Raw genomic sequence first — 20,589 nt, forward strand, 5'->3', positions numbered from 1 at the left:
CTCCAATCTTATCGCCGTTTCGTCATTTCCTCCCATTGCTCGAGCTCCATTCTCTTGGCAACTTCATATCGTTCGAGCAATTCTTCTTCCTGTGCTTCATAAACGTCTTGTGAGATTTCATCCAGTTCATACATCATCTGAAGATTGACAAGTTTTTTCTGGATATGATCTAAGTCGTACATCTCTTTATCCACTTCTTCCTTAACGTGCTCGCCGACTTTAACAATCAAATTAATCGGGGAAGTGAATAGTTTATGAATCATGACGTTTCCTCCACCTTCAATTTAATATTTATGAAATTATAAGCAGGCCACGGACCCGTATATTTAAATTCCACCCGATCCTTCCAGCGTTCGTGGAGTTCATTTACTTTTTCGTCAAACGCCTGTTCATTGCCCCGATCAATCAGGTAAGCTCCATTTAGTAACATTTTTTCTCCAACCGTTTCATTGGACTTCGATGATTCAGACAACCTTACAAGCGGTGTATGAATATCTTTTTCGATTTCTGTTTTCAAATTATTAAAGAAATCCTGAGCCATTTCACCGAGTTTGATCCGGTCAAAATATCCAGCGTCTTCTGATTTACTCGAGACCGTTTCTTTTTGCTTCATTACTTTGTTATTCTTGTTGACTTCATCTTCGAGCCATTCTTTTTTTCCCACCACTTTAAGCCCGATTTCGATTTTGTTTTCAACTTCAGGAAATAAGCGGGCTAACTGAGGATATAAATTTTCGAGAAGGACTTCTGTATCTTCTCGGGTCTGGAATACGTTCCCGAAACTAATTGGTACCACAGAGGACTCACTTTCCATCACCCGGGAAATAACATTTTGGTGAGTCATTAAATGATCTTTTTTCGGAGTGTAAATTTTCACCGGTGCTTCAGTGGCTACCATCGCAGCATCTTTATAATGGATGGTAAAAATAGAACGCTCTTCACCTTCAAACTCAATGGTGCCAAAACTTTTTTCCTCGTTTGTTTGAATGCAGCAAAATACATAAATACCTAATTCTTCAGCCATGTCTTCTACGCCTCCTACACCTTTTTGCATGCTTCTATAATCTTGTTTTGTAGATCTTCTTCTTGGTCGTCCGTGCATAAATCCAAGGTGAAGTATGTGATATCAAGGCAAAGTTCCTGGAACTCTTTGTCATCTCCATCAATCGGCAGTTGATAACGTTCAGCCACATCCGCAATCATGATGGATGCACGTAAACTTAAAGAAGAATCTCGGTTTTTGCATAAATCTTTCACTCGATGAACAAAACCTACGATGGCTTTTGCTTTATCCTGATCAATATTCGTCCGTTCAGACACAATACCTACTTCGGCTTCCTGATCCAGCGACTTGAGCGGCAACGATATCATACGATCGAGAAGGGCATCCTGTGTTTGATATACACCTACGTATTCTGCTGGATTACTGGTGAAAATGATTGAAAAATCCGGGTGAACTCTTATATGAGAATCTTTCCGTTTCGTTCCGTATAATGGCAGAATTTTTTCCTCCAGAACGGATAAAAATAGATTGTTGACTTCCGGTTGTGATCTGGTAAATTCATCGTAAACAACGGTGTATCCATTTTTCACAGCTTCATATAAACGCCCTGAAACCCAGCCTTCCGTAACATTTTCCTCAATTTTTCTTACAGTCCGCACATAATTATCGTTCACCTTTTTACGGTTATAGCCTTTAAATGCACCAATTAATTCAGCGTTTGATAAACTCTTATTCCCACTGATTAATACTACTGGGCGTTTTCTGGATTTAGCGATATGGAGAGCCAGCGTCGTTTTTCCGATCCCTGTTGGACCTGTAAAATGCACTGGATAACCTAACGATAAATAACGCTGTGAACGCTTAATCAAATTTTGAAAGAAGGGATGGGCGTACACGCCTCGATCTTCATGAGGTTCAGCTTTTGTTTCCGTTAACTTTGTCATTTCCACCCCTCCGTTTCTTAATGTTCAACTTCAGTTTTTTCTTCTAAATCACTGCGGTAGCGTAAACTTATTCTGGAAAAACCAGTTACTTCATGATTGTTATCTAAAAACACTTCATAAAGTCCAATCATTTGATCATTGGCATATTTTTTCATATATTCTTTTTCTTCAATAATTTCAACTAATGCTCTCCAGCCGTCATCCTGCTTCTTAGCAGAAATAATCTTGTGAGGAGGAGCAATATTCTGATTGAAAAATTGAGTAACGTTGTCTAACAGTTTCATATGGAACGACCCGCCTTTCTACTGAATAGATAGAGAAGGGGTTGGTAAAAACCAACCCTCCACTGCTTTAAATGCTAAATTCGCCTCGTTCATTGGATTCCTCAGAATCTTGAGATTGAGAGCCCAGACGCTGTTCTGCGAGACGGCCTCCAATACCTTCTTCTTCTACTTCATCGCGAAGGAGACCTACGGCTTCTGCATAACGGAGCCATGTATCTACACTTGCGATCACCACTCTTGCTTCTACCGTTATTAGTTCGATACCGACAACAGATACACGTGCAAACGCATCAATTACAATCCCTTTATCAAGAATACGGTCTACTACCTCTGCGAGACTTGAACTATCTGTTGATTTTTGTATAGCCATTTTCATTCTCCTTTCAAATTTTATCCATGATATGTTTTGATATCTTCAATTCCCTTCACATCTTTAGGACCTTTGACGTTGGGAGCACTCTTGATGTTATTCAGACCCTTAGCATCTGTTGGCCCCTTAATGCTGTTGGAACTCTTGAGCTCATTCACACCTTTTAGATCGGTTGAACTTTTTACCTGCGGAGCACTTTTCATTTGACTGAGCCCCTTTATATTAGAGGGACCTTTAAGCTTGGAAGAGCTCCTGACGTTCGATATACCTTTAATGCTTTCTACGCCCTTAGTTCTTCTGTCAGAGTTTCGAGAGCGTTGGCTTTCTTTTATCTTTTCTTGAAGTTCTTCGCCAGACTCTCTTACAGAAGCGATCTTTTCACGGAGCTGCAAAAGTTTTTCTTGCAGCTTCTTCTCAGCGTCATCCGCTCTTTCATGAACCTTCTTGGCATTTTCCTGCTTCTTCTCTTCGAGGTTGGTTCTTAATTGTTCAATTTCTCTTCGCAATTGTTCTTTATATTGTTGGGCTAAATAGTCACTGGCTTCATCCTGCGCTTCTTCCGTAACTTCCTGGGAAGCATCCTGGATTTCATCAGTTGCTTCATCCGCGAATTCAAAAGGGTGTTCTGTTCTCCTTTTGAGTTCAGAGAAACTTGGAACTTTTTCACGAAAACTTTTTGCTTTCTCCTTAACACCTCCTCCAAGATCGTTAAGGAGGGAATCGTCGTTAGAAGATTGCTCTTTATTAGGTTTTTCTTCGCTCACTTCCATCAACTCTTTTCCTTTATTTAACTATCGACTAACAAATATTGTGCTATTTTTTATCCTTAGTTCCCATGAGAGCTATATTGAAACCTTATAAAAAGGAATATGAGCGAAAAATGGTTAATTTTTCATTAATTATTACAGAGGAGTCCAACTTTCACCTCAGTAATTTCAAGGGGTTGAAAGACTTATTGATTCATATATTACATTTTTTACATTTTAATTATATAAAGATAGTTTTTAAGATACCAGCTTCTTGCCAGCTGGTTTGTTCTAAGATCTAAAATGAAGGAATTTGCGAAGAAAAAGAGTCTTGCGAGAAGTTCGCAAGACTCTTTTTCTTAATTATTTACATAATTGCGCAGCTTACCTATGCCTTCGATTTCAATTTCTAATTCATCTCCAGGAGAAAGCGGTCCAACTCCTGATGGCGTTCCTGTCATAAGAACATCCCCTGGCTTTAGTGTCATCACTTTAGAGACCTGTACCAGTATTTCTTCTACACTATGGATTAAGTCACTTGTATTAGAATTCTGCTTAACTTCCCCATTCAATGAAAGTTTGATTGGGGTTTGACTTGGGTCAAGGTCGGTCTCAATTACTGGACCGAGCGGTTTAAAGGTAGCATAAGACTTGGCCCGGGTATACTGGCCATCTTTCTTCTGCAAATAGCGGTCGGATACATCATTGCCACACGTGTAACCAAATACATAAGATAAAGCTTCTTCTCTGGTTACATCCTTCGCTTCTTTCCCAATTACTACAGCTAATTCGGCTTCATAATCAATCCGGTGATCTTCTGTTGGCAAGGTAATACCAGCATTGTGCCCGATGACGGCTGTTGGTGACAGCATGAACATCATTGGCTCCTCAGGCAGAGGCTTCCCCTGTTCTTCAGCGTGAAGAGCATAATTCAGACCTATAGCAATAAGCTGGCCCGGTTCAGTAGGGGCCAAAACCTCCACCTCGTCCAGCGAATCGGTCGCAGATATCTTTTGAACAGGACCTTCTATGTAATTGCCATCCAGCCGGGTTATCGTCTCGCTTTCGAGCACCCCATAATAAATTGTACCTTCTTTACGATAACGAATGTACTTCATTGCATAACTCCCCTCTCTAGTAATGACTCCATTATAAATCAAGACACCTGGCTAATCCTACCAAAACCTTCCACCTCAGGTCATCCATATTATGGATGACCTGAGGTGGAAATAACTGCCTGTATTAAACTATTAAATATCATGAAATTGTTATATCAATCTAGCTGAAATCGTAATACAATGACAGAGTATAATAAAAGGAGGCCTCGACTTTTGAAAAAAGGCTTTGTAAACGAAATTTTCTTTATTCGATTTGTCGCTTGTATGTGTGTTGTTCTTATTCATTCTATTACAATGACCCGAAGCAACCTCGACGTATCAGCTTCTACAACAAGCGTCACCTACATAATTAATATGAGCATGATGTTCGCCACACCGGTCTTCGTCATGATTTCGGAGTTTTTGCTATCTTACTCTTATCCTGACCGTCTCCCGAAATCATTTTGGAAGAAAAGAATACTATATATTCTGGTTCCTTACCTCGTGCTCGCAGCTGTTTATTCCATGTATGCCCTTGGCATCGACGGATTAACGTGGGCAGCCTTTAGCGAGTTATTCTTTAAGAAAACACTCCTTGGCGCCTGGCACGGATATTTCGTACTGATTATTTTTCAGTTTTATGCACTGCATTTCTTATTAAAGAAATCCTTTGACCGCTTTCCTCCGCTATTGGTGATCGGACTTGCCTTAATGATTAACCTTATGTATCTTGGATTTTTTAACTTTAAAGGTACGATCTCAGGTCTTGAATTTATGTGGGAGTATTATCAACTTCCGTTTCTCGGATGGTTTTTCTACTTCACTGTTGCTTATTACGCAGGAAAACACCTCGACGAGTTTCTTTTCTATCTGAAGAAATATAGATTTTGGGTTATCGGTGGAGCAGTCTTTGCCGGCATCATTCCAATTTATTTAAGAGTATCCGGCATATTGACCGCTGTCAGCTCAAAAAGGTTTGATATCATTTTCTACACGTTCCTTGTATTTTGTGTCCTCTATCTGATTGCTATGAAATTAAATAAGGTACCGAAGCCTGTCCTTTGGATTAGCAGCTGTTCCTACAGCATTTATCTGCTTCACCCCTTATTTCAATACAATGCGGTCGGCTGGTTTGAGTCCATTCAACTGCCATCTAATTTAGTCGTTTATATTTTGGCATTCTTTGTTTTAGGTGTAGCAGGCCCTATCGTTATGAGTTATCTATTTAATCTGGTTCCTTTTGGGAGTTTAGTAACTGGACGAATTAATATGCCGAAGCTCGGCCCCTCTTCTTCTCAAAAACCAGCTGTCAACAAAGGGAAAGCATCCTAATAAAAAGGCACCCATCCCGGGGTGCCTTTTTATATTCCATATTAAAAACGGCTGACGCGAATCTGATCGATCTCACTTGAAAGTGGGTATTTCACACGAAACTTTCGATTAATCGCATGAATGAGGCCATGTTTCGCCTCTTCACTCCTGATTCCACGATCTGAAATATCCTCGTGCTGGTAATTAACTTCAAAGTCAATCTGATGGTTCTTATAATGAATTTGCCCAGATACTACCATAAATTTGATCCTCCTTCTTACTCCAGGGTCTGAATCATCGTTTCGATACCTTCTTGCAGGGTTGATAAAGGCCAAGCCGGCATCTCAGGCTCGTCCATCGCAATTTCAAAAGATGCTGGTATATGGACAAAACCTGCAGGGATCGTTTTATCCGTTTGATGGAGTTCATGCAGCAGCGAATACATAACATTATTACAAAGATAGGTACCCGCCGTGTTAGAAATTGCAGCGGGGATTCCTTTTTCTCTTAGACATGTAACTATATTTTTAATAGGAAGCTTAGAAAAGTAAGCATCAGCCCCATTTTCCTGAACCGGTTCATCCTCGGGGACGTATCCATCATTATCAGGAGCACCGTCTTTAATATTAATCGCTACCCGTTCGGGTGTAATTCTTTTGCGATGAGCCGCCATTCCTAATGTGATGACAGCATCGGGATTAATGTGGTGATAATGAGTAATCAGCTCTTCAGCTGAACGATTAAAATCTACGGGCAGGACCACCCCGTGGATAGTATAATTTCCGATCGTCCGTCCATTCAGATATTCTACGATGGATTCGGTCGGGTTGAACGCAAAATTTAAAAAAGGTTCAAAACCTGTTAATAATAATTTTTTCATGTGTAGACCGCCTTTCTTACTTTATGAGAGGAGACACAAAAGAATAATAGAATACAGTATGGATCCTCCCCCTGCTGCTAAGAAGATCAACTTACCGCGACTAAGCCATACTTCTTTCCAATCTCTCCATTCGAAATCTTCTGCAATTCTCTCATCTGCGCGCTCCTGAGCTCTCGAATGTGGAACGATCAATTGAGAGAGTCTCTTAAAACCTCCGAAAAAAAGTTGAAGAAATCCCGTTTGGCCAATATAAAAGCTGGCTCCAATAATAAGAAGAATGAGCCCCCAATAAAATGATTCGTTGATTACTTCTGCTTCCTCAAGACCCATTCCCCACTGAATCAAAAACCATGCAGAAAATGAGAGTAACAATGTAATAATGTAGATTTTCAAGTAGATGCTCCTATCACGGACATAGATAAAACAAGACTTACTTCTCTTTAAGAAAGGACCAATCTATCATTCTTCTGGTTGATTATTATGGTAGAATAGAATAAGGTTTTTCACCATAAGAGGTAAAGGGGAAGGTATGTATGTCTAGTCAATATAATTTAGCCTCTTCCGAATTTCATTCATTAAAATCGGTGTCCAGTAAAATGTTTGAAATCATCAGCAGGCAATTAAATGTAAATACAGCATATGTTACAAAGCGTGGCGACACAGCGATGACAGTTCTTTGCTCGTTTAATAGAGAGGACGAAATTATTCCAGAAGGTTATAGCGTGGAGTATGGCGGCACCTACTGCCGACTGATTATCTCGGAAGATAACAACTTCATGCACACGAGTAATTTATCAAAAGATGAATTAACTAGAGAACTCGAAGTTACCTCCCAGTTGGAAGTGAAAGGCTTTCTTGGTGTCACGTTAAAAAACACAGATGGTCACGTATTCGGTACCTTATGTGTGATGGATAAAGAAGAAAAGGACTTCAGTAAAGAAGATGTAGAATATTTAAAGTCAATGGCGGACATTCTTTCTCATCTTATTGACTTGGATGAAACAAAATATAACATGGGTCTTTTAAACGTCCCTATTATTCCGATTACAAGCGGCGTTTCTATCTTAACACTGCAAGGTATTATTGATGGGTACAGAGCCGATAAAATTATGGAAACGGTACTTCAGTACGGAGTTGATCACGACATCGACTCTTTCGTTATCGACTTGTCCGGACTGGTAATCGTGGATAACACCTTTCCAAGTGTGCTGATTGAACTGGTGCGATCTTTAAAACTAATGGGAATGGAAACCATTATGACGGGGATTACGCCGGAAATTGCCAAACATGAAGTTAACAATACTCAGCTTCTTCATCTAAATACTAAAACGGTGCCGAATCTGGAGACCGCGCTTGAGTATATTGGATTTAGGTTGATTGAAAAGCAGGAAACGTAAACTCAATTTAAAATAGTTCACAAGAAAGCGCAGCTTCCAAGTGGGAAGCTGTGCTTTCTTGTACGTTTATGTTTTCCTGCTACTTCCTTTTGTCTACCCCCATATGTTCACCCATCATCAGGAGCGATTGATTAATCTTCCAAATATAGTATAAATGATGAACAAGATCACCTTGATTTTCTTGATAATCAGGGGCGAACCGTTCGATTTTTTCCCTTTCTTCCTGTAAATCATACATTGTCCCTGCCCATTCATCCGTTTCAATCATCTTCGTTAAAACTTGGATGTTATGAGTAAATTTCTCTTCTACTGATAGAAATACGCTACTGACTTCTTTTGGATAGTAGAAATTCTTTTGGTACGAAGAGGCAACCAAGTGCTTCGCATAATAGTTAATGGCAGTGAAAATAGTAATCCAGCGCGGAAGTCCAGAATATTTCCGGGCACCCGGTCCTTGAAGAACAGGTTTGGACTCGTCTTCAATTGTTTGAATCTTGCCATCCAGTTCAAAAGCGAGACCCGCCAAGTCTTTGACGCCAGTCGGACGCTTCAGACTTTGAATATACTGGTTCACGTACGATTCCAGTTCATTTAAATAATCCGTGAAAGCTTCTGATACCTTGTCCATCGTTTTAGTAGGATAAATAAAAGCTGAAACTCCTAAAGCTATAGCACCACCGGCAATGGTATCTATAACGCGGGCCCCTAACAGTTCAATACTAATTCCACCCAGTATGAGGTCATACATAAAAGCTATAAGCATGGTAATAAATAAACTCATGATGGTGTACGAAACCGTTAATAAGTAAAAAGCTAAAAAGATCACCGCAAATAGGAGAATCACTTCGAGCGTCGAGTGGCCGGACACAAGGCTCGCGAGGATAAAGCCAATCACTGCACCGATGAGCGTTCCCACCGAACGCTCTAATCCTTTCAAATACGTCCGTCCCACCGTTTCTGTGCCCAGTTGAACAATAAACGTTGTCAGCAGTACCCAGTATGGCTGAATTGGGGAGATTAGGTAGCCTACTATAATGGCAATCGTTCCAGCAATAAGAGATTGTATTGCTTTTTTTGTAGTAGGCTTTAGCCCCTTATCTTCCTTCTCGTCTTCTTCGTCCTCTTCCGCTTCATCTTCTAAATCCGCGTCTGGAATGTCGATTGCTTGGAGCGAATACTGGATAAGAAGTGCTCCTTCCGTTACATGCGCCGCAATCGCCTCTATACGGCGAAGCAAGTAAAGCCACCCTTCCGGCTGCGAAGGCTGTTTGTTAAATAAATCATTAATGAAGTCCTGCAGCGATCTAATGACATATTCTGCTTCTGCGAGGTTTTTTTCCTTGTAGTCCTGGTCTAGGACTTCGGCCGCCTGCAACGTGGAAATAACCTGGACAAGCAATTTACGCAGTTCAGCCATCTCCAGTGCATCATCTTTTTTCAACTTTTGCAGGCTGTCAGCCAGAGTCATAACAAACATAGCCGTATCAAAAACATAGAGCTTAAGCTGCTTGGCTGTAAGACCTGGCCAAATACCTTTAATGTCCTGAGCACTTAAGTCAGTGGAAACATTATTCGCGTATTCCCTCAACTTCCGCACGTTGTATTCAAGCTTTCTTACCCGTGATTCACTCGTTTCAGGATCCTTAATGATCTCAATTAATAGTTGAAACGTAAGGTTTGCTTGGCGGTGAAAAGAGCGCATGCTCCGCTTGAGAAGCTGGACTGAGTCTTTAAAAATAACAAAATTATAAAGGAATGCGTAGATAATTCCGATGGCGATCGCCAAATAAAACAAGGGGAATTGGGCGGGTGATAATTTCAAAAAAGAAGAAAAATATACTGTAAAAAAGCCGATCATACCAAGAGAAAAGTAACGACTGCCGTACCTCGAGAAGTAAAAGGCGCTAAATATGATGGCTATCATCAATGCTGAAACGAGGATGGCGTTCCAGGCCAATAAGGAACCTAACGTCACGCCGCATCCAGCGGACAGCGCGAGCAGCAGCGTAGTCACTTGTTTCTTTTCCTTCGTATCATCCATTACGACCATAATCCCCATGAGACCGGCTATCCCTGAGATGATGGATGGCAAAAGCGGCTCAAAACCCAGCAAATTTAAGATAAGTGTAGTTGTAAAAACAGAGGAAATTAAACTAATGGTCGCTTTACCAGCCTGATTCAGCCGTTTCCGGCCCGGATCAGAGGCTAGTAACCGGCGGAGCCAATAGGATCTATATATGAATTGCTTCACTGCAGCATCCACCTTTTTGTATTCATCGCTTATTTTTTTACTTCTTCTATGTTAAGGGGTTTTAGCGTTCGGAACAACTTTTTTGTCCCGTCTGAACCACAAAAAACCACCTGCAAATCAGTAAGCAGATGGGAGAAAATTATTCAATAACTAAGATTGAATAATAGGGAATTTTTGTATGACCTGAGGTGGAATTAAATGGATGAATGGATAAACCAGTTATTTTCCTTTCAGCTGGTTCATCACATCTGTAATTTCATTAAAGTAGGCGGAGGCTTGCTCGTACTGCTCCGTAACCAAGTTGACAAACAGGATATCGATCATATGCAGCTGGGCTAGACGGGAAGAAGTCGCACCACTCCGGAATGGCGCTGGTATCTCCCGGGAAGCGGAAATAAACAGGGAAATATTAGCTGAATTCGTCACCGGTGACTGACCGTATCTTGTCAGGCTGATCGTTTTTGCCCCTTTTTCCTTCGCGATCTCCATGACTTTAGCTGTTTCATACGTTTCTCCGGAAAATGAAATCCCAAAGACGACGTCCTGCTCATCCACGTTAGCAATATTCATGACCGCATTGTGAAGGTCTGTAAAGGCGGACGTACTTTTGTTCATCCTCAAGAATTTCTGCTGAGCATCCTGAGCCACAATGCCAGACGCCCCCACACCAAAGAAGTGGATTCTCCGGGCGTTCTTAAGTACCTCAACCGCCCGCGCCAAAGTTTGATAATCGACCAGCTCAGTCGTTTCATTGATTGCCTGCATGCTGTTACTCGTTACTTTTTCTACAATAGAGTCCGGCTGCTCGCCCGGCTGAATATCCCGGTATTTGGAGCCGGGCTTTTTCTGTAAATCACCGGATATGCGCAATTTGAGCTCTTGTAATCCTTTTAACCCCAGAGACTTGCACAATCTCATGACCGCCGCGCTGCTGGTAGAACTTAATTCTCCCAGCTGACTGGCCGTACAGTGAATCGCCTCATGGGGCTGATCAAGTATAAACTGCGCGATTTTACGCTCAGATGGGGGAAGCTTATCCTTCATTTCGTTCAATATCACGAGCCCGCCGGTTAAAGAATTTTTCATCCATATCACCCCGCTTATCCTTTTATAGCTCCTTCAGTCATGCCTTTCACAATCCTGCGCTGGAAGATCGCATAGAGAATAATGACTGGAACAATCGCAATGACAAGACTTGCAAACAGCGTGCCCCATGCATTGGTATATTGCGTCTCATTACTAATGTAATCAATGGCGAGTGCCAGCGTATAGTTCTCTTCGGATTGTAAAAAAATCAACGCCATAAAGTATTCATTCCAAAATTGTATCATGTTCATGATAGTTACGGTAATAATCCCTGTGGTCGAAAGTGGTGTGATAATTTTCCATAGAATGCCGTAAGGGCTCATCCCATCAATGGATGCAGCCTCCTCCAATGATTTAGGGATCGTTGCCATAAAGCTGGTCAGCACAAAAATACTGAAAGGAAGCTGACTCACGGCATAAACGATCGCGAGGCCGAAGATATTATCAAGCAGATTCAGCTGCATCAATAAGAAAAACAACGGAATCCACCCGAGCACCATCGGAATCATCATCGCTGAAATATACAACGTAAATAACAGCCGGTTACCCCGGAACCTCATCCTCTCCAGAGCATAAGAAGTCGGAATGGCCATAGCAAGCGTCAATAACGCCCCAAGACCGGTCACAATTAAACTATTAAATACACTGATATCGATATTATAATTGGTCCATGCGTCCACGAAGTTACCGAAATTAAATGATTCAGGCATACCCCAGGGATTGGAGTAAATCTCAGCATTGGATTTAAAGGCCCCGAGAATCATCCATACGATCGGATATAAAACAGCGAGCGACCAAATAATGAGTGGAATGCGCACAATAGATCGTGAGAAAAATCCGCCTTTACGTTTCACTGTGTCCCCTCCTGCCGGTTAATATTCTACTTTCTCTCTTCTCATAAAGAATTGCATAATCAGCACGGTGATTAACGATAAAATCAGGATCATGACACCGATCGTCGCCCCGTAGCCAAAGTTGTATTTTACAAACGCCTGTTCATATAAGTATGACCCCATCACGTGTGTGGAGTTATTCGGACCGCCCTTTGTCATTACTTGAACGATAATAAAAGACCCATTCAATGTAGTAATAATAATGTATAAAATGGATATTTTAATCTGCGGCCAAATCAGTGGAAGCGTTACTTTCCAAAACTGCTGCCATTCCGTCGCTCCATCAATTTCCGCGGCTTCATAGTAGCTTTTTGAGATATTTGAAATTCCACCCATCAGCATAAGCATGAATAATCCTATTCCCGCCCAGACGGAAGGCAGCACTAGACTTGGCAGTGCCCAATCTTCACTTCCAAGCCACGGGCGCGTCCAGCTTTCAAGGCCGATAAATTCCAGGCCTGAGTTCACAAGCCCAAGACTCGGGTTGTAGATGAACATCCACAGAATACCGATAACCACCACCGACATAATATTCGGGAAGAAAAAGACGATGCGGTAAAAAGGGGCTTCTTTTATTTTCATTTGGGTTAACGCGACTGCAAAAAACGTTGCTAGAATCATGATGCCAATCACTTTCGTAACCACAAGAAAATAGTCATGAAGTATAGTTAAGGGGATAATATCATCGTTTAACAGCCGTTTATAATTATCGAATCCGACAAACTCTGCGAGAGACGATGCTCCCGACCACTCAAAAAAAGAGTAATACAATCCATTGAACAATGGATAGAGAGTAAATACTGAAAACATTATGAACGTAGGTACGAGACAAAAAGCAAGAAACAGATTACGCTGCTTTTTCGACTGAACCATCTCTTTCACCTCTTTTCAGGATAGGTAGTAAAAATGGAATGTGGAATTGGCTTCAGCCTCCACATTCCATCCCTTTTATGTCTTATTCCAAATTGCTGCGATACTCACTGGCTGCTTTTTCAGCTTCTTCTACAAACTCTTCCGCTGTAATATTACCAAGCATCAGGGAAACGAGTGAGTTACTGATTGGCGTTTCTAAATTTGAACTCATCGGGTGTGGTTTCTGATAAATTTGAACCTGATCCGGATCGTTGATCATCTTATTCGCTTCGATTAAGAACTGTGGAACTTCTTCGCTGGATGCTAAGTCCACACCTTGAAGGTTCATAATCGCACCGGTGTGCTCAGAAAACAATTTCGCATATTCCTTCGTAAACACAAATTCTACAAATGCTTTGGCTGCTTCTGGGTTCTCCGCTTTTTCAGCAATAGCTAGCGGTCTCAAGTCCGGCACAATCGCATATGGGTCCCCTTCATCCTGCATAGGAGACGGGATAAAACCATACTGGAAGTCTTCCGGCGTATCTTTTTCCATTTCATTTGGAAGCCAGAACCCAACAGGAATGAACGCGTTATCGTGCATCAGGAAGTTCATTTGCGACTGCGTATGGTTCAAAGCGCCAAATCCAGGATCAATATAGCCTTCTTTCTGCATCTGTTCTACTTTTTTCATTACATTAAGTACTGGTTCACTGGTCCAGGCGCCTTCTTCCCCTGTGATGACCTTATTTAGAAGTTCGTCACCGCCTGCAGCACCGAATGCTGGATACAGCATGCCCCGTAAGAAGTAATAAGGATACTGGCCCGTGGTTACAAATGGAGCAATGTCTTCTTCTTGTTTAATCTGTCCCATGGTATCCATGAAACCCGGGAAGTCTTTCGGCACATCCCAGCCTTTTTCCTCAAACCAGGCACTGTCATACCATGTACCCCACGTATCAAAAACGAGTGGCAGACTATAAACATCGCCATCATATTTAGCCGGATCTACAATAAAGCTTTCACTTAACGGAGTACCGTCTTCAAGTTCGATCCCGTTCATCCAATCCGTCAGATTCATCAGCTGACCATCTTCCACCATTTGAGTTTCACTGGATCCCGCACCATCAATATAGACAACATCAGGCGGATCATCGGATACCCAGCGCGAACGCATCTCTTCGTTGATATTTGGGCCCGCATGTTCCGTTATGGTTACATCAGGGTATTTCTCTTTAAAATCACCGATAACTTCCTTCCACCATGAATCTCCATATCCTCCAACGAAGTACTGAATTTCAAGTTCCCCGGAAATTTCTCCGTCTCCACCAGATTCAGAGCTTCCTTCCGAATCAGAACCTTCACTTTCACTGCTTGTGTCCTCCGATCCTGCTCCCGGAGCGCACGCTGCTAAAACTAAAACCAAAAATGCCACCAACATGAACCAGGCCGATTGTTTTCGCCAAATGGTCAATGCAAGCTCCCCCTTTTATTTGGTAAATTTATTTGAAACCCACAGTGTGGTGTTCAAATCATTCATCCTGTGTTCTCAGTGCCTGCCGCAGATGCCCCTCGTTCTTATCCAGCAGGTTAAGTGCTTTTTCATAAGAAACGCCTGACTGGAGCATGACAATAGCCGGCTTCACTTGAAAATCTGCCTCCACTAAGGTCTGGTCAGCTTTTTCATAAGATGTCTGCGTGCACTCCACAATAATCCGTTTGGCCCGCTCGCGCAGCTTATGATTACTCGCGTGAACGTCGACCATTAAATTCTCATATACCTTTCCGAGATGAACCATCGTTGTGGTGCTGATCATGTTCAATATCATCTTGTGGGCGGTAGCGGCTTTCAACCGAGTCGATCCTGTTAATACTTCTGGTCCTACCACTACTTCAATGGAAGTTTCGGCAAAAGCACTGATTTCCGACAAGGGATTGCACGAGAGCGATATCGTATAAGCCCCTTTCTCCCCTGCGTATTTCAAAGCTCCGATTGGATAAGGCGTACGGCCGCTTGCTGTAATTCCGACCACCACATCCAGGTCAGTGAGCTGTTTATCTTTGAGATCCATTTTTCCCTGCTGCTCATTGTCCTCTGTATTTTCACGCGCACGGGCTAGCGCATCGCCTCCGCCTGCCATAACAGCCTGGACTTTATCCGGCGGGACCATAAACGTAGGGGGACATTCTGACGCATCCAGGATTCCAAGTCTCCCACTTGTTCCTGCCCCAACGTAAAACAATCGTCCTCCTTTTTTTAAAGCTGTGGTAATATACTTAATCGCTTCCTCCACTTGCGGAAGTACGGTTTGCACAGCTTCCGCAACTCGCTGGTCTTCTTTATTCATTACCGTGAGGATTTCACCAGTCGACATTTGATCCATATGTTTTGACCGCAGATTACGCTGCTCTGTAGTTAATAAAGCTAAAGAATCTTCCATATTCCTTACCACCTTTCTTCACTTTGCGAGTAAACAGGCCCCGAATTCCGGCGGTCCAAAAGCTTTACAATAAGTTCCCAGCCTCCGCTTATGTAATTGTTCAATGAAATGCTGTTTTACAACCGCTGAATGTTGAAAAATAGATCCCGCTGCCGTCACCGGTGTTTCTGACGTAAACGATGAAGATTCCCGATACAAGCTTGCTGCATGCAGGATCAGTTCCTCCGCAGCCTCCTGCAAAAGAGCAATCGCTACTTCATCTCCCTGCTCTGAAGCAGCAATTACATGCCTGGCTAATCGCGCAATCTCGTGCTTTTCATGTGGACGTCCGTATAAATACGATATAAGCTGCGCTGGTTGCTCCAAATGAAGATCGCTTAAAAGTAAAGAAGTAATCGCGGTGTCTTGCCCACGACCATCCGCAGCTTTCGACACTTTTGACAGCGCTTTCAAAGATATGTAATAACCGCTGCCTTCATCGCCAATCAGGTGTCCCCAACCGCCGCAGCGAATGATCTTTCCGCATTTATCCATGGCAATCGCATTGGATCCGGTACCGGCGATAACGAGCATGCCGCTCGCAGCTTCTTCAGGAAGAGCCCCTTTCAATGCAATCATGCTGTCCGAGGTTACAAACAAATGACAATTTTCAGAAAAATTTAGAGAGTAAAATTTTTTTCTCAGTAACTCCGTCATATGTTCTTCATCATCCTGGCGTCCAACGCCAGCCAGTCCGCATCCCACTCCAACAATCTGATGTGGCGCGATCGTAAATTTTGCAAGCCCCTGTCTGATTAAACTTACGAGTCTTGCTCCTGCTTCTTCAAAACCAATAATATGAGGATTACTACCTTTTCCTATTATTCGTTTCGGCTGGGCCGGGAGCTTGTTTTGGCCGGCTTCCATAAACAAACAGGTCGTTTTCGTACCTCCGCCATCAATCCCAATGACATAATTCATGGCCATCCCCCAAACTTTTTTATGAATTTAGTATAACGTTCGTGATTTTTTATGTCAATTAAACTTTTAATATTTCGACATAAAATTTTAATTGACATTTAAATAGTTGGGATTTTATGGATGACCTGAGGTGGAACAATATGGAATATTACAAATGACTACGCCTGGATCAGTGGTTTACATTGAATAACTTTGCTATATACTCTTAAATCATATATCTTGACTTCAAACTATTAACTACGTTACCTTTAATCGTGCAGATAAAAATCATAAGGAGGAATGCCAAATGTCAACACTAACACTAGACCAAGCACACAGTGCTATCGACTTCCAGATTAAACACATGATGGTTTCGAAGGCTAAAGGAGAATTCACTGATTTTAATATAGAGGTGGATGGTGACTTTACAGATCTTGAATCTGCTAAAATCACAGCAACCATTCCTGTACAATCCATTGATACTGGAAATGAAGACCGTGATAATCACCTTCGCGCAGGTGACTTCTTTGAAGCGGAAACGTACCCGAATATGATTTTCGAAAGTAAATCCATCCAAAAAGTAGATGATGATGAGTACAAAATCACCGGAGACTTTACGATTAAAGGGGTAACGAATGAAGAAACATTTAACGTAGAGTATAACGGAACTTCCAAGAGTCCTTTGGACGGAAGTACGGTAGCTGGCTTCGACGTAAACGGAAAAGTCAACCGCGAAGCGTATGGCATGACGTATAACGCTGCCATGGAAACCGGAGGCCTTATGCTAGGTAAAGATGTAAAATTCGAAGGAAACTTTGAATTTATCGTATCTGAATAATACAGGTAAAAATTCCAATCCTCATGCACGAGAGGGTTGGAATTTTATTTATCTCTTCTGCCATAATGCCCCAACTATCTTTCCCCCTCTCTTTCGTGGTAAGATAATAGTAACGATAAGGAGGTTGATTTATGCCCTTTTCTACTGTAACGGTTAAAGAAAACAAGCAGGAATCCCAATTGCAAGTCCAGCGTATGGCGATCTTCAATCAGTCTAAAATTATTGAAGCCGTCAATGATCAAGATGAAACGTACTATCTTTTTTTTCATAAAGATCAGTATTTGAATTATGCTTCCGCGAAGAAATTGACCAAGCGGTCTTATGTGAATAAAGTCTTCCAAAAAGGGATCGTATTCCTACCTCCTCACCCGCTGATTGATTTCGTCCTCTCCTCCCAGCCTCAGTTCAGCAAGCGAAGTTTTAATGGATTATTTAAAAAACTCCAGAACTATTATAGTTTGCAGGAAACGGCTTTGATTGCCACTTACTTCGAATCCTTTATTAATAAAGAAAAATTATCAAACTTTATCGAAAGCCTTTTTTACAAAGAACGCCGTGACGGAAAATTACTGTCATGTTACCGAATTCTTCACATCCTTAAAGACTTCTCCCCACATCATCGTTTAGCGGACGCTTTTTCAGGAGATCTTGATTTCAACCGATATGATGAGCGTTACAAAAACAATGATGAGACCATTCTATCCTCCGATCCAATTTATATGGAGAAAAAATTGTATTCTTCCAAGCACCATGATCAGTCATTTCAGAAATTATCAAATATGTATACTAAACAAGGTCGAATAAATGATTTGCTGGCGATCTCCATTCAGCAAGCTGTCCATACGCAGGAGCCAAAAGATTATGCAGCCCTGCATGCGCTGATAGACAGTCGATTCGAGGACTTAGACCGTCTCCACCTCCTTGAAGATTTGCATAAACGCGGGTTGGCCATTGAGACGCTGCAGCAGGATCTACTGCATGCTTATATCGAAAATGAAAAATTCAAGGACATTCTAAAACTGATCCACCAGAGCGGACTCACTCTAACCTCTCACCAGTCCGGTCAATTAGTGAAGATGGTTAAAGAAAATGACGACGCAGCTGAGGAATTGACACCTGAGGAATTACGAATGCTTCTCGAGCATTTGCTGGAGAGCGGCGACCCCGAGGCAGCTGAGATTCTTACCCGGGCGATCAGTTCCCTGCTGGATGAACATGAAGTTTCTTATATCAAAAAATGGGCAGAGCCTCTCAAGCACCATCCCCAGGCAGAACCCGTAATAAAAAAAGTTGACCTGATGAACGAACTAATCGAGGATCCTAACCAGCAAATGAAGTTAGGCGAACTTTATCATGAATTCCGCCAGCCTCAAAAAGCCATTGAGTGTATGAGTTTTGATATGGAACTTCGTGAAGAAGACCATCGACCAGTCCAGTGGCTTGCTAAACTGTATCATGAAGTGGGCATGAAAGAAGAGCATCACGCCTACAAACAGCTGTACATTGATATGGTGAAACGTCGAGCATAAAGATTCAAGAAGCACAACACGAGACTTCAGCGTGTTGTGCTTTTTCTATTTGCTGACATATTTAATTTGATCGCTCCCTTATCAAGAAAATCACCATTAACTAGGAGTAAATAATCAACTCCTTCACCTTCGCAGTTTGTACCGTTTTCCACGTATGGTTTGTTCAGTGGTGCATATGTAATAAAAGAGTGTTAGCCTTTAATATAAGGGAATACATACCAAAACAAGAGAGGATGTGTACATAATTGAAAGTAAAAATTAAACATTTAATTTGTCTCTCAGGACTTGGGCTACTGCTAAGTTTTCTGCTCCCTGTCAACGTTTCAGCCGCAGTGTTCGGTCCAGACTCCTGGGAACAATACCGGTTAAACAAAACAAATAACCCTGTCCACGGAGGATCCGTAGATGAAGCCATCCGAAAAAAGTACCCCACCGACAACCAGCTCAGGGCTACTCCAGTAGTGGTTAATGACACCCTCTACATCGGAAACCACAATACCGGAAGCCTGCAAGCCTTTAATGTGAAAAGTGGCGAGCGTCTATGGAAGTCTTCTGCCCCTAACTGGGTACATTCAGAAATGATATACAAAGACGGTGTTCTTTTTGTCGGCTACGGGAACCGTTATTATCAGGAGAATGGTAACCGCGGAACTGGTGAAAGCGGAGTCCTGGCTGTAGATGCGGAAACAGGAGAAACCGTATGGAAGTTTGATACGAATGGAGAAGTCATGCCTACCCCCGCCATCCATGGGGATCACGTCTATATCACGGCAGGTGATGAACAGCTATATGGCGTGAACCGTGAATCAGGGGAACTGGACTGGCAGTTTGATCTTGGAAGTATCGTCAGTATGTCCTCTCCCGTCATTGAAGGGGATACTCTTTATGTAGGCGGAGGTGGAAGTGCAGAGCAGTTTCATTTTAACGCCATCAATCTTGCCAATCAGGAACGAAAATGGGAAACGGAATTTGACCAGGTGGCGGCAGGACTGGATGACGTGCCCCCTGTCGTAAGTGAAACTTCGATCTATACCACTGCCCTCGTAAAAGCCGAGGGAGACAATATGTATGAACATATGCTGTATGAAATGGACAAAGAAACGGGTGAAATCACGCATAAAGAATCCCTGGGCACAGGAGAGCATGTAAAAAACAATAAATCCGGCGCTCCTGTCCTGCAGGATGGAACCATTTTTGTGGGAAGCCCGATTACACAAAAATTCTATGCCTTTGATACGGAAGCTAAAGAGATGAAATGGGAGTATGAAGGCGGCGTCAATAAAGCCCCACCTGTTGCCTATAACGAATATGTTTATTTTGGTAACGCAGCGGGAGACGTCTTCACTTTTGAAGCAGAATCCGGCGAATTGGTTAACCAAATGAAGCTTGGCGGTACGCTTGCCCCGGCCGGCGCGATTATTATGAACGAGCACTATATATCTGGAAGCCAGGACGGAAATGTTTACATTCACCCTCTTGAAGATATTCGAACTCTAAGTGAATCCGAACTGTACACTGGCGAAAAGTCAGAGGAATTTACCGAGGTATCATCGGATCAGGCAAACGCTGGGGACTCCACATCTTCATCCGATGGCTCTGAAGAATCCAGCAACTCAAACACCACCCTGATCATCATCCTTGTCGTATTAGCCCTAGTCATTTTCTTAGGTATCTATTGGTATCGTAAAAACTCTGGAAAAAAGAACTCTCAGCCAAAATAATGCCATT

22 protein-coding genes are annotated in these 20,589 nt (G+C 42.3%); 5 read left to right on the plus strand and 17 right to left on the minus strand.

Translation table 11 applies throughout. The features are described from left to right. Nucleotides 1–8: 8 nt before the first annotated feature. From HBHAL_RS15305 to HBHAL_RS15335, 7 genes are all read right to left on the minus strand, one after another. Entirely contained in the window at nucleotides 9–263 is a 255-nt protein-coding gene (locus HBHAL_RS15305; RefSeq protein WP_014644363.1) for a gas vesicle protein GvpG, read from the minus strand. Continuing rightward, nucleotides 260–1,054 carry a GvpL/GvpF family gas vesicle protein gene (locus tag HBHAL_RS15310; RefSeq protein WP_407636684.1) on the minus strand — a complete coding sequence of 265 codons (795 nt, stop codon included), beginning with the start codon at nucleotides 1,052–1,054 and terminating at the stop codon, nucleotides 260–262. Before HBHAL_RS15310 ends, HBHAL_RS15305 begins: the two co-directional genes overlap by 4 nt. Next, the gene (gvpN, locus tag HBHAL_RS15315) at nucleotides 1,039–1,947 is read right to left on the minus strand and encodes a gas vesicle protein GvpN (RefSeq protein ID WP_014644365.1); all 909 of its coding nucleotides are present in this window, start codon (nucleotides 1,945–1,947) and stop codon (nucleotides 1,039–1,041) included. The genes HBHAL_RS15310 and gvpN overlap by 16 nt, the downstream gene beginning before the upstream one ends. Nucleotides 1,948–1,964: 17 nt before the next feature. Continuing rightward, complete coding sequence (gene gvpO / locus HBHAL_RS15320; protein WP_014644366.1) at nucleotides 1,965–2,231, minus strand: gas vesicle protein GvpO; 267 nt, start codon at nucleotides 2,229–2,231, stop codon at nucleotides 1,965–1,967. 67 nt (nucleotides 2,232–2,298) lie between these two features. Further along, nucleotides 2,299–2,601, minus strand: a complete 303-nt coding sequence (gene gvpA / locus HBHAL_RS15325; protein ID WP_014644367.1) for a gas vesicle structural protein GvpA — start codon at nucleotides 2,599–2,601, stop codon at nucleotides 2,299–2,301. A gap of 20 nt (nucleotides 2,602–2,621) precedes the next feature. Further along, nucleotides 2,622–3,371 (minus strand): gas vesicle protein GvpQ, encoded by a 750-nt coding sequence (gvpQ, locus tag HBHAL_RS15330; RefSeq protein ID WP_014644368.1) that lies wholly within the window; start codon nucleotides 3,369–3,371, stop codon nucleotides 2,622–2,624. A gap of 335 nt (nucleotides 3,372–3,706) precedes the next feature. Beyond that, nucleotides 3,707–4,465 (minus strand): fumarylacetoacetate hydrolase family protein, encoded by a 759-nt coding sequence (locus HBHAL_RS15335; RefSeq protein ID WP_014644369.1) that lies wholly within the window; start codon nucleotides 4,463–4,465, stop codon nucleotides 3,707–3,709. A gap of 213 nt (nucleotides 4,466–4,678) precedes the next feature. Between HBHAL_RS15335 and HBHAL_RS15340 the strand changes: the two genes are divergently transcribed. Beyond that, the gene (locus tag HBHAL_RS15340; RefSeq protein WP_014644370.1) at nucleotides 4,679–5,776 is read left to right on the plus strand and encodes an acyltransferase family protein; all 1,098 of its coding nucleotides are present in this window, start codon (nucleotides 4,679–4,681) and stop codon (nucleotides 5,774–5,776) included. 41 nt (nucleotides 5,777–5,817) lie between these two features. On the opposite strand, the gene HBHAL_RS15345 is transcribed toward HBHAL_RS15340, so the two are convergent. The 3 genes from HBHAL_RS15345 to HBHAL_RS15355 are packed head-to-tail and all read right to left on the minus strand — an operon-like array spanning nucleotide 5,818 to nucleotide 7,028. Continuing rightward, nucleotides 5,818–6,015, minus strand: a complete 198-nt coding sequence (locus HBHAL_RS15345) for a hypothetical protein (RefSeq protein WP_014644371.1) — start codon at nucleotides 6,013–6,015, stop codon at nucleotides 5,818–5,820. 17 nt (nucleotides 6,016–6,032) lie between these two features. Beyond that, a complete protein-coding gene (locus tag HBHAL_RS15350) occupies nucleotides 6,033–6,635 on the minus strand; it encodes a pyroglutamyl-peptidase I (RefSeq protein ID WP_014644372.1) in 603 nt (200 codons plus the stop codon). Nucleotides 6,636–6,656: 21 nt separating this feature from the next. Further along, complete coding sequence (locus tag HBHAL_RS15355; protein ID WP_014644373.1) at nucleotides 6,657–7,028, minus strand: DUF3899 domain-containing protein; 372 nt, start codon at nucleotides 7,026–7,028, stop codon at nucleotides 6,657–6,659. Nucleotides 7,029–7,168: 140 nt separating this feature from the next. Here HBHAL_RS15355 and HBHAL_RS15360 point away from each other — a divergent pair, with 140 nt between their 5' ends. Further along, nucleotides 7,169–8,032, plus strand: a complete 864-nt coding sequence (locus HBHAL_RS15360) for an STAS domain-containing protein (protein WP_014644374.1) — start codon at nucleotides 7,169–7,171, stop codon at nucleotides 8,030–8,032. A 79-nt stretch (nucleotides 8,033–8,111) separates the two neighbouring features. On the opposite strand, the gene HBHAL_RS15365 is transcribed toward HBHAL_RS15360, so the two are convergent. From HBHAL_RS15365 to HBHAL_RS15395, 7 genes are all read right to left on the minus strand, one after another. Beyond that, the gene (locus HBHAL_RS15365; RefSeq protein WP_014644375.1) at nucleotides 8,112–10,283 is read right to left on the minus strand and encodes an FUSC family protein; all 2,172 of its coding nucleotides are present in this window, start codon (nucleotides 10,281–10,283) and stop codon (nucleotides 8,112–8,114) included. Nucleotides 10,284–10,502: 219 nt separating this feature from the next. Further along, nucleotides 10,503–11,369, minus strand: a complete 867-nt coding sequence (locus tag HBHAL_RS15370; RefSeq protein WP_014644376.1) for a MurR/RpiR family transcriptional regulator — start codon at nucleotides 11,367–11,369, stop codon at nucleotides 10,503–10,505. 14 nt (nucleotides 11,370–11,383) lie between these two features. Further along, a complete protein-coding gene (locus HBHAL_RS15375; protein ID WP_014644377.1) occupies nucleotides 11,384–12,223 on the minus strand; it encodes a carbohydrate ABC transporter permease in 840 nt (279 codons plus the stop codon). Nucleotides 12,224–12,241: 18 nt separating this feature from the next. Continuing rightward, complete coding sequence (locus HBHAL_RS15380) at nucleotides 12,242–13,135, minus strand: carbohydrate ABC transporter permease (protein WP_014644378.1); 894 nt, start codon at nucleotides 13,133–13,135, stop codon at nucleotides 12,242–12,244. A gap of 82 nt (nucleotides 13,136–13,217) precedes the next feature. Beyond that, nucleotides 13,218–14,588: an extracellular solute-binding protein gene (locus HBHAL_RS15385; protein WP_014644379.1), complete on the minus strand. Its 1,371-nt coding sequence runs from the start codon at nucleotides 14,586–14,588 to the stop codon at nucleotides 13,218–13,220. Between the two features lie 58 nt (nucleotides 14,589–14,646). Continuing rightward, nucleotides 14,647–15,555, minus strand: coding sequence for an N-acetylmuramic acid 6-phosphate etherase (gene murQ / locus HBHAL_RS15390; RefSeq protein WP_014644380.1), 909 nt, complete (start codon nucleotides 15,553–15,555; stop codon nucleotides 14,647–14,649). An 18-nt stretch (nucleotides 15,556–15,573) separates the two neighbouring features. Further along, nucleotides 15,574–16,515 (minus strand): N-acetylglucosamine kinase, encoded by a 942-nt coding sequence (locus tag HBHAL_RS15395; protein ID WP_014644381.1) that lies wholly within the window; start codon nucleotides 16,513–16,515, stop codon nucleotides 15,574–15,576. Between the two features lie 286 nt (nucleotides 16,516–16,801). On the opposite strand from HBHAL_RS15395, the gene HBHAL_RS15400 reads away from it, so the two are divergent. The 3 genes from HBHAL_RS15400 (at nucleotide 16,802) to HBHAL_RS15410 (ending at nucleotide 20,582) form a co-directional block, all read left to right on the plus strand. Further along, nucleotides 16,802–17,332 carry a YceI family protein gene (locus HBHAL_RS15400; RefSeq protein WP_014644382.1) on the plus strand — a complete coding sequence of 177 codons (531 nt, stop codon included), beginning with the start codon at nucleotides 16,802–16,804 and terminating at the stop codon, nucleotides 17,330–17,332. 131 nt (nucleotides 17,333–17,463) lie between these two features. Continuing rightward, nucleotides 17,464–18,861, plus strand: a complete 1,398-nt coding sequence (locus HBHAL_RS15405) for a hypothetical protein (protein WP_014644383.1) — start codon at nucleotides 17,464–17,466, stop codon at nucleotides 18,859–18,861. Between the two features lie 245 nt (nucleotides 18,862–19,106). Then, on the plus strand, nucleotides 19,107–20,582 hold the full coding sequence (locus HBHAL_RS15410) for an outer membrane protein assembly factor BamB family protein (protein WP_014644384.1): 1,476 nt from the start codon (nucleotides 19,107–19,109) through the stop codon (nucleotides 20,580–20,582). Nucleotides 20,583–20,589: the final 7 nt, after the last annotated feature.

It is taken from the genome of Halobacillus halophilus DSM 2266, from assembly GCF_000284515.1.
In the GTDB taxonomy this organism is placed as follows: Bacteria; Bacillota; Bacilli; order Bacillales; family Halobacillaceae; genus Halobacillus; species Halobacillus halophilus.

Excerpts from the sequence above, each read along its gene's own strand:
- murQ (WP_014644380.1), bottom strand. The coding sequence starts at position 15,555 with ATGGAAGATTCTTTAGCTTTATTAACTACAGAGCAGCGTAATCTGCGG.
- HBHAL_RS15395 (WP_014644381.1), bottom strand. The coding sequence starts at position 16,515 with ATGAATTATGTCATTGGGATTGATGGCGGAGGTACGAAAACGACCTGT.
- HBHAL_RS15380 (WP_014644378.1), bottom strand. The coding sequence starts at position 13,135 with ATGGTTCAGTCGAAAAAGCAGCGTAATCTGTTTCTTGCTTTTTGTCTC.
- gvpA (WP_014644367.1), bottom strand. The coding sequence starts at position 2,601 with ATGGCTATACAAAAATCAACAGATAGTTCAAGTCTCGCAGAGGTAGTA.
- HBHAL_RS15360 (WP_014644374.1), top strand. The coding sequence starts at position 7,169 with ATGTCTAGTCAATATAATTTAGCCTCTTCCGAATTTCATTCATTAAAA.
- gvpQ (WP_014644368.1), bottom strand. The coding sequence starts at position 3,371 with ATGGAAGTGAGCGAAGAAAAACCTAATAAAGAGCAATCTTCTAACGAC.
- HBHAL_RS15350 (WP_014644372.1), bottom strand. The coding sequence starts at position 6,635 with ATGAAAAAATTATTATTAACAGGTTTTGAACCTTTTTTAAATTTTGCG.
- HBHAL_RS15405 (WP_014644383.1), top strand. The coding sequence starts at position 17,464 with ATGCCCTTTTCTACTGTAACGGTTAAAGAAAACAAGCAGGAATCCCAA.
- HBHAL_RS15345 (WP_014644371.1), bottom strand. The coding sequence starts at position 6,015 with ATGGTAGTATCTGGGCAAATTCATTATAAGAACCATCAGATTGACTTT.
- HBHAL_RS15370 (WP_014644376.1), bottom strand. The coding sequence starts at position 11,369 with ATGAAAAATTCTTTAACCGGCGGGCTCGTGATATTGAACGAAATGAAG.
- HBHAL_RS15400 (WP_014644382.1), top strand. The coding sequence starts at position 16,802 with ATGTCAACACTAACACTAGACCAAGCACACAGTGCTATCGACTTCCAG.
- gvpO (WP_014644366.1), bottom strand. The coding sequence starts at position 2,231 with ATGAAACTGTTAGACAACGTTACTCAATTTTTCAATCAGAATATTGCT.
- gvpN (WP_014644365.1), bottom strand. The coding sequence starts at position 1,947 with ATGACAAAGTTAACGGAAACAAAAGCTGAACCTCATGAAGATCGAGGC.
- HBHAL_RS15305 (WP_014644363.1), bottom strand. The coding sequence starts at position 263 with ATGATTCATAAACTATTCACTTCCCCGATTAATTTGATTGTTAAAGTC.
- HBHAL_RS15335 (WP_014644369.1), bottom strand. The coding sequence starts at position 4,465 with ATGAAGTACATTCGTTATCGTAAAGAAGGTACAATTTATTATGGGGTG.
- HBHAL_RS15310 (WP_407636684.1), bottom strand. The coding sequence starts at position 1,054 with ATGCAAAAAGGTGTAGGAGGCGTAGAAGACATGGCTGAAGAATTAGGT.